Origin of the sequence: Metasolibacillus meyeri, assembly GCF_003049505.1 — a bacterium.
GTDB classification, from domain to species: Bacteria; Bacillota; Bacilli; order Bacillales_A; family Planococcaceae; genus Metasolibacillus; species Metasolibacillus meyeri.
This window is the reverse complement of record NZ_PYWN01000118.1, coordinates 1-14208: the sequence shown is the minus strand read 5'-3', so window position 1 is coordinate 14208 and position 14208 is coordinate 1. Positions and strand designations below refer to the sequence as shown.

General features: G+C 39.2%; 10 protein-coding genes. 8 read left to right on the top strand and 2 right to left on the bottom strand.

Annotation, left to right across the window (positions count from 1 at the left end; all coding sequences use genetic code 11):
- Positions 1–89 precede the first annotated feature (89 nt).
- Positions 90–1136 (top strand): lytic polysaccharide monooxygenase, encoded by a 1047-nt coding sequence (locus C9J34_RS22665; RefSeq protein ID WP_107841246.1) that lies wholly within the window; start codon positions 90–92, stop codon positions 1134–1136.
- 24 nt (positions 1137–1160) lie between these two features.
- Positions 1161–3533: a bifunctional 2',3'-cyclic-nucleotide 2'-phosphodiesterase/3'-nucleotidase gene (locus C9J34_RS16330; RefSeq protein WP_107841245.1), complete on the top strand. Its 2373-nt coding sequence runs from the start codon at positions 1161–1163 to the stop codon at positions 3531–3533.
- Positions 3534–3664: 131 nt separating this feature from the next.
- Here the strand turns inward: C9J34_RS16330 and C9J34_RS16325 are convergent, their stop codons facing one another.
- Positions 3665–5404 (bottom strand): ABC transporter ATP-binding protein, encoded by a 1740-nt coding sequence (locus C9J34_RS16325; protein WP_107841244.1) that lies wholly within the window; start codon positions 5402–5404, stop codon positions 3665–3667.
- A 279-nt stretch (positions 5405–5683) separates the two neighbouring features.
- Here C9J34_RS16325 and murB point away from each other — a divergent pair, with 279 nt between their 5' ends.
- Genes murB through C9J34_RS16310 form a run of 3 tightly spaced genes read left to right on the top strand, consistent with a single transcriptional unit; the run spans position 5684 to position 9839 of the window.
- A complete protein-coding gene (gene murB, locus C9J34_RS16320; protein WP_107841243.1) occupies positions 5684–6595 on the top strand; it encodes a UDP-N-acetylmuramate dehydrogenase in 912 nt (303 codons plus the stop codon).
- A gap of 48 nt (positions 6596–6643) precedes the next feature.
- Positions 6644–7408, top strand: coding sequence for an exodeoxyribonuclease III (locus C9J34_RS16315; RefSeq protein WP_107841242.1), 765 nt, complete (start codon positions 6644–6646; stop codon positions 7406–7408).
- A 7-nt stretch (positions 7409–7415) separates the two neighbouring features.
- Positions 7416–9839 carry a penicillin acylase family protein gene (locus C9J34_RS16310; RefSeq protein WP_420799135.1) on the top strand — a complete coding sequence of 808 codons (2424 nt, stop codon included), beginning with the start codon at positions 7416–7418 and terminating at the stop codon, positions 9837–9839.
- A 246-nt stretch (positions 9840–10085) separates the two neighbouring features.
- On the opposite strand, the gene C9J34_RS16305 is transcribed toward C9J34_RS16310, so the two are convergent.
- Positions 10086–10556 (bottom strand): hypothetical protein, encoded by a 471-nt coding sequence (locus C9J34_RS16305; protein WP_107841240.1) that lies wholly within the window; start codon positions 10554–10556, stop codon positions 10086–10088.
- Positions 10557–11053: 497 nt separating this feature from the next.
- Between C9J34_RS16305 and C9J34_RS16300 the strand changes: the two genes are divergently transcribed.
- From C9J34_RS16300 to C9J34_RS16290, 3 genes are all read left to right on the top strand, one after another.
- A complete protein-coding gene (locus C9J34_RS16300) occupies positions 11054–11401 on the top strand; it encodes an ArsR/SmtB family transcription factor (RefSeq protein WP_107841239.1) in 348 nt (115 codons plus the stop codon).
- Complete coding sequence (locus tag C9J34_RS16295) at positions 11402–13495, top strand: heavy metal translocating P-type ATPase (protein ID WP_107841238.1); 2094 nt, start codon at positions 11402–11404, stop codon at positions 13493–13495.
- Between the two features lie 304 nt (positions 13496–13799).
- Positions 13800–14084: a late competence development ComFB family protein gene (locus C9J34_RS16290; protein ID WP_238600685.1), complete on the top strand. Its 285-nt coding sequence runs from the start codon at positions 13800–13802 to the stop codon at positions 14082–14084.
- Positions 14085–14208: the final 124 nt, after the last annotated feature.

Below are 14208 nucleotides of genomic sequence, written 5' to 3'. Positions count from 1 at the left end.
GGAACAAGCTTAAAAACAGAAAATTCAATCAGCTTTTATGCGACGCTAGTGAAAAGTAATAACTTTAAGACGCACAGGAGGCGATGACAATGAGGTTATGCTTACAAAATGTTAGATGGCTGTTCATCGTATTTGCTATGCTGATTGTCACGTTTAGTTTTGCTTATAAAGCATCAGCACATGGCTATGTAAAATCGCCCGAAAGTAGGGCATTGCTTTGTGCGCAAAAGGTGAATCATGATTGTGGTTCAATTATATATGAGCCTCAAAGTCTAGAAGCATCAGGGAATTTTCCAAGTGGGGGACCTACGGATGGTAAAATTGCTAGTGCAGGTGGCACATTTCCAAAATTAGACGAACAATCCGCTAAACGTTGGGCAAAAGTGCCAATGAAGAGCGGTGCGAATATGTTTACTTGGAAATTCACCGCAGCACATGCGACAGACAAGTTTGAGTATTATATTACAAAGGAAGGCTGGAACCCGAACAAGCCGTTAAAACGCGTTGATTTAGAGTTGTTTTGTACAGTAAAAAGCAACGGTAAACGCCCTTCAGAAGAAATGTCTCATCGATGTATTGTACCGGAGCGTGAAGGGTACCACATCATTGTTGCTTATTGGGAAATAGGTGATACACCGAATGCATTTTACAATGTGATTGATGCTAATTTTGATGGGGAATTCGTCAAATCAACACCTGAAACACCTGAGGGTATTGCTTGGAGCTCAAGCAAAGTATATGTAGAAGGTGATAAAATAACATATAATGGTGTAACATATCAAGCGAAATGGTGGACACAAGGTGATCAGCCTGGCAAAGCACAAGTATGGGCTTTGGTTGACAATCGAGTAACGAAAATACCCGCTTGGGACATAAATAAAGTGTACGTAAGCGGAGATAAAGTTTCCTATGATGGCACTACATATCAAGCGAAGTGGTGGACCAAAGGTGAAAGACCTGATAAAGCACAAGTATGGACTTCAGTAGAAGGCGTAAATAAACCGTTAGCTTGGGATGCCGAAAAGGTATATATAGGTGGAGATAAGGCTTTCTATAAAGGAGCAACCTATCAAGCGAAATGGTGGACCAAAGGTGATGAGCCCGTGAAAACACAAGTATGGGCTTTAATCAAATAAATGCAATATACAAGGAGTGGCACAATGAAGAATAAAATTTTGACAGGAACAGTAGCATCATTAATACTAGCAGCAGGTTTAGGTAGCATGACACCTGCGGAGGCAGCGAAGGAATCCGTTACACGTGGAGACTATGTCGTACAATTAATTAAAGAGCTAGGTGTGGAATTAGGCGATGGCTCTTCTATTACATTTACAGACGTATCAAAAGATTTAGCGCCATATGTAGAAAAGGCAGTTGAATTAAATTTAATCAACGGTAAATCTGCGGATACTTTTGCACCAGATGAAAAGCTAACACGCTTGCATGCCTTTGTTATTGCGGCACGCGGCTTAGCAACTGAAAATGCATCACTTGATGTATTAGACAAATTTGCTGACAATGCCAAAATCCACGCATCACATAAGCAAGATATGGCGAATGCAGCTGCGTTGGACATTTTAAATGGCTTTGCAGACGGTACAATTAGCCATACGAAAATTGTCACTGAGCAACAAATGGAGCTGATTGTTAAACGTTTCGTAGAGCAGTACAATAACGCTGCAACAACGGATGATGAAGATGAGGCAAAAGTAGCTTTACGCATTTTAGGTACATCGGATATTCATACGAATTTAGCAAACTATAACTATTATTTAGATCAAAGTGCAAAGGATGTTGGCTTAGCGAATACGGCTGCATTAATTGAAGAAGCACGTTCTGAAAATCCGAATAATTTATTATTTGATAACGGTGATTTAATTCAAGGCACGCCACTAGGCTCATATAAAGCACTTGAAGCGAAATTACAGCCAGGTGAAGTACATCCAGCAGTGGCTGCGCTTAATGCTTTAGGCTATGATGGGGCAACATTAGGGAATCATGAATTTAACTACGGCTTAGACTACTTAAGTGAAGTAATGGATGATGCAGAGTTTACATGGGTAAATGCCAATGTGCGCGATGCAAAAACAGGTGATTACTATTTTGAGCCATATGCTATTTTAGAACGTGAAGTTGTAGATGCAGATGGTGATAAGCATGTCATTAAAGTAGGGGTAACGGGTATTGTACCTACACAAATTTTAGGCTGGGATGCAATTCATTTAACAGGCAAAGTAACAGTAAATCAGCCACTTGATGCATTAGAAAAAGTAATTCCTGACATGGAAGCTGCTGGAGCAGATGTTATCATTGTGCTCTCACACTCAGGTATCGGCTCAGATCAAAATGTACAAGGCAATGAAAATGTAGGGTACCAAATTACACAATTAGAAGGTGTAGACGCGGTCATTACAGGACATTCACATATGCAATTCCCAGGTGATTATCAAGATTTAAAGAACGTTAATCAAGACAAAGGAACGATTAATGGTATACCAACAGTGATGCCAGGTGCATATGGTAGCCATCTAGGTGTGATTGATTTAGAGCTAGAGCTTGAAGGGGATGAGTGGGTAGTAACAGATGGTACAGGAGAAATCCGTGCAATCAATCGCGAAGGCTTAGTACCATCAAAAGATGTATTAGAAGCTGTGAAGGATGCGCATGAGGGTACTTTAGAATATATCCGTCGTGCGGTTGGAGAAACGTCAGCACCGATTAATAGCTACTTCGGCTTAGTACAGGATACAGCGGCAATTGAAATTATTACACAGGCTCAAACATGGTTTATTCAAGACCAGCTTAAAGGTACAGCAGATGCTGAACTGCCAATGCTATCAGCGGGTGCACCGTTCAAAGCAGGCTCTCGCGACAATGCAAGCGACTATACAAATATTCCAGCAGGCCCGTTAGCAATTAAAAACATGGCTGATATTTATCACTATGATAATACTGTAGCGACTGTTAAAGTAACAGGTGCAGAGGTCATTGAGTGGCTAGAAATGGCAGCAGGCGTATTTGCAACGATCGATCCTACTAAAACGGAAGAACAAAATATTATTGACCCAGAGGCACGCTCATACAACTTCGATGTATTAGATGGCGTAACGTATGAAATTGATGTAACCTCTCCAGCAAAATATGACCGTCGTGGTAATGTTGTAGATGAATCTTCAAATCGTATTAAAAATGTACAATTTGATGGTAAGCCAATCGACTTATCACAAGAGTTTTTAATTATCGTGAATAACTACCGCGTAGGCGGCTCTTACGGTGCTCAGTTTGTGAAAGCGGATCAATCAAACTTAACAGTATATGCACATGAAAACCGTCAGGCGATTATTGATTATATTATTGAAAAGGGTACAATTAACCCACAAGCAAATAATAACTGGAAGTTTGTAGCTTTCCCTGAAAATACAAAAGTGGTGTTCCTTACTGCAGATGTAGCGAAAGACTATATCCCTGAAGGAAGCAATATCGAATATATCGGACCGAGTGCAAATGGCTTCGGTAAATTCTTATTGAAATAAAGTGAAACTGAGGTTTCGTCCTCAATAATGCAAGGGCTGTGCGAAAAGATATTGTTTCGCACAGCCCAATTTTTTGATTCGTTTATAAATAATCCAAACTTATTTGTGAGACAAAAGAGGAACTATCTTTTTTATTCCACCAGCCCTTGTCCTGCTGAAAATTCTCGATATAATTCATGATTTGCAAGTAGCTCTTCATGTGTACCTTGTCCCGTAATTTGGCCTTTTTCAATAAATAAGATTGTATCAGCATGTAAAATTGTAGCAAGACGGTGGGCGATAATAAATGTTGTACGTCCGTGCATTAATCGTTGTAATGCCTCTTGTACATAAATTTCCGAGCCGCTATCTAAATTAGATGTCGCTTCATCTAAAAGTAAAATTTGTGGATTATGTAGCAATGCTCTTGCGATTGCGATACGTTGCCGCTGTCCACCAGATAATTTCATGCCACGTTCCCCAACTTCCGTTGCAAATCCTTCAGGTAATTCATCGATAAATTGTAGCGCATTTGCAGCTTTAGCAGCTGCCCTTAATTGTTCCTCACTTGGAGGTTGTTTCATACCATACATAATATTATCTGCAATAGTCCCACTTAATAAAGGGCTTTCCTGTGAGACATAGCCGATTTTACTACGCCAAGCTTGTAAATTAAATGTAGAAATCGCTTTATTATTAAAGGTAATGCGTCCGTTCGTTGGCTCATAAAAGCGTTCAAGCAATGAGAATATTGTTGTTTTCCCGCCACCACTTGGCCCGACCAGCGCTGTCACTGTACCGGGGGAGGCAGTGAAGCTAAGATTTTGCAATATTTGCTTCGTCTCATTATATTGGAAGCCTATCTGTTCAAAAGCGATTGTGCCTTGTGTTGCAGGTTGGTCCAATGCGCTTGGTTCACTTGGCATAGAGAAAATTTCCTGAATGCGCTCGGTTGCCCCCATCGCCTTTTGGAAAGATGTAAAAAATGTCGCCATTTGTGCAAAAGGTACGATAATTTGAAACAAGTAAAAAATAATCGCTACGAGTGCACCAGCAGACAAAGCCCCGCTTGCTACTTGCGTACCTCCGTAGCCTAAAATAACAACAAGCACAAGCATCATTAACAATGTCATAATAGGAGAAATCAATGCCTGCACACGTGCTTCCTTCAAGCCATAGCCAAATAAAGAGCGAATGGCTTTATTGCCGCGCTCATTCTCAAAAGGCTCAGCATTGTATGCTTTTACTAAGCGAATATCTGCTAAAATGCGCCCAAGCAAGCCAGAAAAGGAAGCCATTTCAGATTGAGTAGCAATCGCGATTTTTTGCATAATTTTACCGAGTGGCATCATAATAAGTAGTGAAACAGGTACGCTAATAAGTAAAATTAAAGTCATTTTCCAATCGATAATAAAGAGTAAAATAATGGCACCGATAATGGAAATTGCTCCAGAAATGACTTGTACCATTTGCTGTGTAATAAGCGTTTTCAATGTTGTCGTATCCTGTGTAATACGGCTCATCGTGGCACCCGTTTCATTTGTATCATAATAATGCACAGGTAAATGCAGCACTTTATGCCATAATTTTTCACGTAAATCTGCAACAATTCGTTCCCCGATAAACGTTAATAAGTAAAATGACACACCTCCTGCAACGGCTTGTACAAGGAAGACAGCTAAAATGATAGCCAACATACGCCAATTAAATAACTCAGTTGTTAAATTATCAACTAAGTTCATCGTTACTAAGGGTAAAACAAGGCTAGCCACCGTCTCTGCTAATGTAATAGATAATGCGATAATAATCATACCAACAGGCCAATTTAAGCCTTTTAATAAAGTAATAAATGACTGAAAAGCACCAGATTTTGTTTTAGAAGACTGTTCCATAAAGCACCTCCTTTATTTTATACGTATGGATTTGGAGAAAAGTTTCTTTTTTTGAGTGCCAGGCACACATACAATTTAAACACAATTCTATTCAATTTTACTTTCTTTTCAAATGTCGTTAAAATAGAAAGGATGGATATAGTAACAATGCCCAAGTGTGCTAATAGTCTGGGGTGGACTATAGGCAATAATTTACTTGTCAAATAGGTTATAAAAACAGATACTAAGTAAGTATACTTGATATAAATGCGTAATTAATGTATGAAAGGAAATGGCTTTATGACATTACAACAGTGGGTGAATGATTTATCACAAATCATGGATCCTTCAAATATAAAAATAAATGAATCGTTAAAAACATACACAATGACAAAATTAGGCGGGCATGCGGATATTTTTGTTATGCCGAATACGGAGCAAGAGGCGCAAGCTATTGTCAAATATGCACATCAGCACAATGTACCTTTACTCATGTTAGGTAATGGTTCAAATATGGTTGTACGTGATGGTGGTGTGCGTGGCATCGTTATTCATTTTGCTAAGTTAGATAAAATTCAAATAACCGAGGAGCTTGTTTTTGCACAAGGCGGTGCTTTATTAAAGGATGTTTCAAAATATGCAGCAGCCGAAAGCTTAACAGGCTTAGAATTTGCATGTGGTATCCCAGGCTCAATCGGTGGTGCTATGGCAATGAATGCGGGAGCATATGGCGGTGAAATTAGCGATGTCATTGTGGAGACGGTTGTGCTAACACGAGAAGGGGAGCGCGTCGTTTTGACAAAGGGCGAATTAGAGTTGGGCTATCGTACGAGTATTATTGCTAAAAAAGGCTACTATGTTTTATCCTCAACTTTCCAATTACAGCGCGGTGAGCAAGAAGCAATCGATGCGAAAATAGCTGATTTAACGTATCAAAGAGAGTCACGCCAGCCATTAGAATATCCTTCAGCAGGCAGCGTTTTTAAACGTCCAACAGGCTATTTTGCAGGGAAATTAATTCAAGATAGCGACCTGCAAGGAAAAGGAGTCGGTGGTGCAGAAGTATCAAAGAAGCATGCAGGCTTTATTATTAATAAAGACAATGCAACAGCGACTGACTATATTGAAACAATTCAAATGGTACAGCGAGTTGTGAAAGAAAAATTTGATGTTGACTTAGAGCTTGAAGTAAAAATTGTGGGTGAAGATTAATATTGGGGGATGACTTCATCCCTCTTTATCGCTATAAGGAGTAATAAAATGAAATTTATTTCGTGGAATGTCAATGGTATTCGAGCATGTATAATAAAAGGCTTTTTAGAGTATTTTCATGCGATGGACGCAGATTTTTTCTGCATTCAAGAATCGAAATGTCAGGAAGGACAAGTTGTCCTACAGTTAGACGGTTACTATCAATATTGGAATTATGCACAGAAAAAGGGCTATTCGGGCACTGCTATTTTTACGAAGCATCAGCCACTCCATGTTCATTACGGTGTAGGCGATGAAAATAGTGAGCCTGAGGGACGTATCATTACATTAGAATATGAAAAATTTTATTTAGTAAACGTTTATACGCCAAATGCACAGCGGGATTTAGCGAGACTTCCTTACCGCATGGAGTGGGAGGAAAAATTAGCGCTTTATTTGAAGCAACTTGATGCAAAAAAACCCGTCATTTATTGTGGTGATTTAAATGTTGCGCATCATGATATCGATTTGAAAAATGCCAAAGCGAATCAAGGGAATTCTGGAGTAACTGTTGAGGAGCGAGCAAAGATGACGGAATTGCTGGAGTCAGGCTTCTGCGATACGTTCCGCACATTGTATCCAGCGCGTACCGATGCGTATACATGGTGGTCTTATATGAATAAAGTACGCGAGCGCAATATCGGCTGGCGCATTGACTACTTTATTGTGTCACAACGCATCATGCAGCATGTGCAGGAAGCGGATATTCATTCGCAAATTTTAGGTAGTGATCATTGTCCAATTGAATTAAAACTAAGCACAGACGCAATATGATAGAGAGGTGGATTTTATGAGCAAGATAAAGAGCAAAAAAATAATAAATATTGCTATTTGGACTGTCGGTATACTTATTATTTTAGCTGGTGCAGCAGTGGCTGGCGTACATATGTATGTGGCAAATTCCTTGCCAAAAATTGAAGGAGAAGTTGATTTAGCGATATTAGATGCAGATGTAAAGGTAACGCGTGATGGGACGGGTGTACCGCATATCGTAGCACAATCGGATGCAGACTTATACAAAGCGCAAGGTTATGTGCAAGCGCAGGATCGCCTATTCCAAATGGATTTATCACGTCGTCAAGCGAGTGGGCGATTAGCAGAAGTTATTGGAGAAAATGCTGTTTCAACAGATAAGTTTTTCCGCACATTTAGCTTGCGTCACGCGGCTGAGCAGTCATGGAATGAATATGACGATGAAGCGAAGCAAATTTTGCAGTGGTATGCAGAAGGTGTGAACGCCTTTATTGATGAAGTTAAAGGAACTAGTAAACTTTCATATGAGTTTAAGTTACTAGGGTACGAGCCAGAGCCATGGACACCTGTTGATTCTTTAACAATTGGTAAATTTATGGCGTATGATTTAGGTGGCAACTGGAATATGCTTGCGTTCCGTCACTGGGCTTTACAAAATTATACAGAAGAGCAAATGGCAGAATTAATGACCCAATATCCAGATAATGCGAAGTCCATCATTGAAGCCAACTTAAATAATCCAGTTGATGTAGCAGGTGCTTTCAATGTAGAATTATTGCCAAATGAATTTAACGGTAGTAATAACTGGGTCGTATCAGGTGATTTAACGGCGTCAGGTAAGCCGTTGTTAGCGGATGATCCACATTTAGGATTAAACACACCATCAATTTGGTATCAAATGCATTTACAATCACCAGAGCAAAATGTCAGCGGTGTTATTTTTGCAGGGATTCCAGGGATTATTTTAGGTCATAACGAAAGTATTGCATGGGGTGTAACGAATGTAGGTCCTGATGTACAAGATTTATATATTGAAACACCAAACCCTGATAACCCTACTCAATTTAAATATGATGGTAAATGGGAAGACGCCATCGTTCGAGCTGAGCCAATTAAAGTAAAGGGCGGCAAAACGATTGATTTTGAAGTGGTGGAAACACGCCACGGCCCAATTATTTCAGAGCTAGTATTTAAAAAAGAAAAGCCGACAGCCGTATTCTCGATGCAATGGACAGCTTTGCAGCCAACGAGAGAACTTCGCGCAATCATCGGTTTTAATAAAGCAACGAACTGGGAAGAATTCGAAACAGCATTAAATGATTTCCGTGCACCAGCACAAAATTTTGTCTTTGCATCAACGGATGGCACAATTGCTTATAAAGCAAACGGCGATATCCCAATCCGTAAAAAAGGTGATGGACAGCTACCAGTACCGGGAGATTCCTCTGAATACGGTTGGGAAGGCTTTATCCCTTACGATGAATTACCAACGGTCATCAATCCAGAGTCAGGCTATATTGCGACAGCGAACAATCAAATTATTGGTGAGGAATATCCCTACCATATTACGAAGTTCTGGGCACAGCCTTATCGCTATGAGCGCATTGTGGAAATGATTGAATCGGTAAAAGAGAGCATTGGTACAGCTGATGAAGAAGGCAATGTGTATGAAGGTTTTACAAGAGCAGAAATGAAGGCGATGCAAATAGATAAGAAAAACCTATATGCAGCTGAATTTTTACCAGGCTTCTTAGAGACGATTAAAGCAAATGATCAAGAGGGCAAATATACCGATATCATTGCATTAATGGAAGAATGGGAGCTTTATGATAACAGAGATGATGCACAGCCACTTATTTGGCATTTCTTAATTGAAGAAATCAAGGAAACCATTTTCAAAGAGCATATGCCAGCAGATGTTTATGAAATGATGCCTGGTAAATATCAAATTATGGATGAAATGCTGCGCAAAGCATATGCTGGCAATGAAGGTGTGTGGATTAAGCAGGCAGGTGGGCTAGATCAAGTCGTATACGGCTCATTTGAGCGTGCAATCGCTGATTTAAAAGCGAAGTACGGCACATCTATTACGAAATGGCAATGGGGTAGCTACCATAAAATATTATTCAAGCACCCACTTGCAGGCGCATCTGATTTTATCGCGTCATATGTTAATCCAGCAACGATGGGCTCAGGTGGCTCACGCGTAACAGTTATGGCAGCTGCAACAGATGCGAACGGTAATATCAACCATGGCGCATCATGGCGCTTCGTCGCTGATTTAAATAATTTAAATTATGCAGAACATATTGTTGGGCCGGGACAAAGCGGCCATTTCAAATCGAAATGGTACGACAACCAAGTATCACGCTGGGTATACGGTCGTTATCACCGCACGTATATTAACGGTGAAATCGATCCAGCCTATGATTTGATTTTAAAAGCGCAATAATGACTAAAAGCTGTAGTACAAAGGGGCATTGACCTACTTGTGCTACAGCTTATTTTTATTTTTCTCTATTGCTTACAGATATTTATCACACATTAACGGACATGAGTACCATGTTTTAACTGTCCATTAAAGCCTGATTAGTCAAATATAGATAATCGCATTTTGGTATACCTATGTATTCAACGCACAAAAAGCATATGAAATGACCTTGAATCATTTGATATGCTTTTTGCTCCTTGTTTTAGACTAACTAGGATAGACTTTGATTTTAATATCATAGGCTTTCAAAATCTCATGGCTAGTAGCATCTAAAATATCAACTTCCATTGCAAAGCCGCTTTCCATAAACATAAAGTGTACAGATTCAGAAAAGGCGATTGTTTCAAGCTTTGTTGGAACCAATGTTGGAGTACGTTGGGATAAGTCAAATTCTTGATTATCCATCCACCATTTGCCGAAGTGAATGCGTATATCATTTTGAAGCCTATTTTGTGCTTCGAACTCTATATATGTATTTTTTTCTGTTTCATGGATATAAACAAGTGTGACTTTCAAATAAAAGTCTTTGTGCTGAATTAAATCAACTTGTATCCCTGTATATTCACTTTCATCTGGAAAAAATTCTTTCACTTCTTCAGGTGTCCATTCATCCATTTTACTGGTATCTAGTTTTTTCTTTCCATTTGTCATATCGATAAAGATTTTTTCTCGTTCCATTATAGAGCCTCCTTTAAATTGCAAACACATGACCTCATATTAGAAAATCGATTAGTAGTGAATGTTTTGTTATTTTTATCAATGTTACTACATTATGTATAAAATGTAATGTATATATAAACGATAATCCAGTATTTATGATATGAAATTATTTATCATTTTGGAATCCTATATCTGAAACAATAGAGTGTTTGATTACAGTTCAATATGCTTGAATTAAGTAATTTAAACGTAGATTTCAGCTTATGATTTTAAAATTTTATCATGTTTATATTCTATCAAGGAGTTTTTTATTAGTTGATTGAAATGAGGGGAGCAGTAGTGCACCTCATATTTTTCGCCCCTTAAAATGACATCCATTTATAATTTGAATAACTCAACAACGCAATATTTGTTGATAACTAAATAAAACCTAAACATTCAAAGGAACATTTGAATGTTTCTTGCATATAGTATATACTACAATCAAATGAATGTTTGAATGAGGTGGAAATGGAATGAAGGATGTTTGCGAAGTAACGAAAATTAATGAAGAGACGGTAGAACGGGTGCAAGGACAGTTGCCAGAGCTAGGGCATGTCGCAAAGTTTTTAAAGGCTTTGGCAGATGAAACGCGCTTGAAGATTGCCTATGCACTAACAATTGAAAAAGCTTTATGTGTTTGTGATGTGGCAGCAATTATTGGCTCCTCTGTCGCAACGGCTTCGCACCATTTACGTTATTTGAAGGAAAATCGATTAGCGAAATCGCATCGAGAAGGGAAGCTCGTTTATTATTCTTTAGCAGATGAGCATGTTTATCAAATTGTGAAAATTGCCTACGAGCATGCGGAGGAGGACAATTAAATGGCTACTAGTGGACAGCAATATCGCCTTGAAAATTTATCTTGTGCAAGTTGTGCGGCGAAATTTGAACGCAATGTACGAGAGATTACGACTGTTGAAGATGTGCAGCTCAACTTTGGTGCAGCAAAATTAACGGTCGTTGGTGAAGCCACTGTTGAACAGCTTGAAGCGGCTGGAGCCTTTGATGGCATTAAAGTGAAATCAATCAACGATCGACGTAAAGCAGCGATTCCATTTTATAAGCGTAAGGAAAATATTTTTGCAGGCGTATCTTTATTATTCGTAGTGGCAGCTTTTATTGCAAGCTCATGGAAAGGTGAAGAGAGCATGCTTGTTGTAGCTCTTTATTTAGGAGCAATCGTTGTTGGTGGGCATGCGATGTTTTTAACAGGCTTTAAAAATTTACTGCGCTTTGAATTTGATATGAAAACATTAATGACCATTGCGATTATTGGTGCAGCTATTATTGGTGAATGGCAGGAGGCAGCTGTTGTCGTATTTTTATTTGCAGTAAGTGAAGCATTAGAGGCGTATTCTATGAATAAGGCGCGCCAATCAATTGAAACATTGATGGATATTGCGCCACCTATTGCACTCATTAAACGCACACATGGTGACCATTCGCATGAGGTGGAGGTACCGACAGAGGATGTGCAAATTGGCGATATCCTTATTGTGAAGCCAGGGCAAAAAATTGCAATGGATGGCATTGTGATAAGCGGTACTTCATCTGTCAATCAAGCATCGATTACAGGCGAATCCATTCCTGTGCATAAAGCGTTAAACGACGAAGTATTTGCGGGAACATTGAATGAAGAAGGCGCACTTGAGGTAGAAGTAACAAAGCTTGTACATGATACAACAATCGCAAAAATTATCCATTTAGTAGAAGAGGCACAGGCGGAAAAAGCGCCATCTCAAAAGTTTGTGGATCGCTTTGCTAAATACTATACGCCAGCTATTATCGTTGTGGCGATACTTGTAGCGATTATTCCGTCCTTGGTTACAGGGAACTGGCAGGAATGGATTTATCAAGGTTTAGCTGTACTTGTTGTAGGTTGCCCATGTGCATTAGTTGTATCAACACCTGTTGCCATCGTGACAGCAATTGGTAATGCAGCAAGACATGGGGTACTCATCAAAGGTGGCGTATACTTAGAGGAGCTAGGACATATTAATGCAGTTGCCTTCGATAAAACAGGCACACTAACAAAAGGAACACCAGAAGTAACAAATATTATGACAGCAAATGTAACAGAGCAGGAGTTACTTGCATTAGTAGGCGCTGTCGAGAAAAAATCGCAGCATCCATTAGCACAGGCAGTGTTGAAAAAAGCGGTAGAGCAGCATGTGGAACTAGCTAGTGCAATAGATTTTCAGTCGGTAACAGGAAAAGGTGCTTACGCAACAATTGATGGGAATCAAATTTCAGTAGGTAGCGTAAAATGGATTGCCTCGCTTGTTACAATTAGTGAAGAGTTCACTCAGCAAATTGAAAAACTTGCAGCGGAAGGACAGTCTGTTATTGTCGCAGCACGCAATAACGAATGTATCGGTATATTAGCGATTGCTGACCAAATTCGTGAGGAAAGTAAAGAAGTTGTATCACGGCTTGAGCATAGTGTGATGCTAACGGGTGATGCGCCATTAACAGCACAGGCAATTGCGAAAAATCTAGGCATTACAGATGTACGTGCAGGTTTATTGCCAGAGCATAAATTACAGGCGGTGAAGGAATTGCAACAGGACTATGGAAAAGTGGCAATGGTTGGTGATGGTGTCAATGATGCCCCAGCACTTGCAACAGCTTCTGTAGGAATCGCAATGGGCGGCGCAGGTACAGATGCCGCATTAGAAACAGCCGATATTGTACTGATGGGCGATGACTTAACGAAGCTGCCGTATACAATGCGTTTAAGTAAAAAAACATTAACGATTATTAAGCAAAATATTGCGTTCGCACTATTACTAAAGCTAGTCGCACTATTGCTCGTTATTCCAGGCTGGCTCACTTTGTGGATTGCAATTTTTGCAGATATGGGCGCTACTTTGCTCGTTGTATTAAATTCTTTACGTTTGCTGAATAAACAATAAAATGACTGTTGGAAAAGCAGGTTGATTCATGCATTTTCCAGCAGCTTTATCATTTTCCTGAAATATTAAAATGTTTACTAATATGAAAATTTATTCATAGGGTTAATATGGTATTAATGCTAGAAAAATGAGGAGGTATTCGTTGTTTTATAAATAAAAATATAACTGCGAACAAGTTATTTGCAACATAATATATGATGTTATATGATAAGGGGACAAATTTAAAGATGTACTAGCACAAGACTTTTGGTGAAAAGTGAGTATGACAAATCTTCATAGTACATGAATGATTGAGGCGATGTAATTGACACAACCATTTTTAATGAATGTTACTGAAGAAATTGTCCGTGGACTTGTTCGGTTTTTACTTTATGGAGTAGAGTACCAAACGTTTTGTCATTGTGAACAATGTGAAATGAATATTATCGCGGAGGCATTAAATAACTTACCACCGCAGTATGTAACATCGCACGTAGCACGAGAAGAAGCCTTTAAAATTTTAAACACACCACAAAACATCGAAGCAATTAATAAAGAAATTATTCACGCGATTCATAGGGTAGGGCAAGATTTGCATCATAATGAATGATGACAAAACAAAACTGTCCTCAAGTGTCATATGATACTTGAGGACAGTTTTGTTGTATAATTTAGAGCATTATAAAGTGAACCTTCAATCAGTGGGGGTTTTCCTCATCCCCCACTGATTGGTG

What these genes read in the sequence shown, in the direction of transcription:
- C9J34_RS16305 (WP_107841240.1), bottom strand. Translation starts at nt 10,556, where the DNA reads ATGGAACGAGAAAAAATCTTTATCGATATGACAAATGGAAAGAAAAAA.
- C9J34_RS16325 (WP_107841244.1), bottom strand. Translation starts at nt 5,404, where the DNA reads ATGGAACAGTCTTCTAAAACAAAATCTGGTGCTTTTCAGTCATTTATT.
- murB (WP_107841243.1), top strand. Translation starts at nt 5,684, where the DNA reads ATGACATTACAACAGTGGGTGAATGATTTATCACAAATCATGGATCCT.
- C9J34_RS22665 (WP_107841246.1), top strand. Translation starts at nt 90, where the DNA reads ATGAGGTTATGCTTACAAAATGTTAGATGGCTGTTCATCGTATTTGCT.
- C9J34_RS16330 (WP_107841245.1), top strand. Translation starts at nt 1,161, where the DNA reads ATGAAGAATAAAATTTTGACAGGAACAGTAGCATCATTAATACTAGCA.
- C9J34_RS16315 (WP_107841242.1), top strand. Translation starts at nt 6,644, where the DNA reads ATGAAATTTATTTCGTGGAATGTCAATGGTATTCGAGCATGTATAATA.
- C9J34_RS16295 (WP_107841238.1), top strand. Translation starts at nt 11,402, where the DNA reads ATGGCTACTAGTGGACAGCAATATCGCCTTGAAAATTTATCTTGTGCA.
- C9J34_RS16300 (WP_107841239.1), top strand. Translation starts at nt 11,054, where the DNA reads ATGAAGGATGTTTGCGAAGTAACGAAAATTAATGAAGAGACGGTAGAA.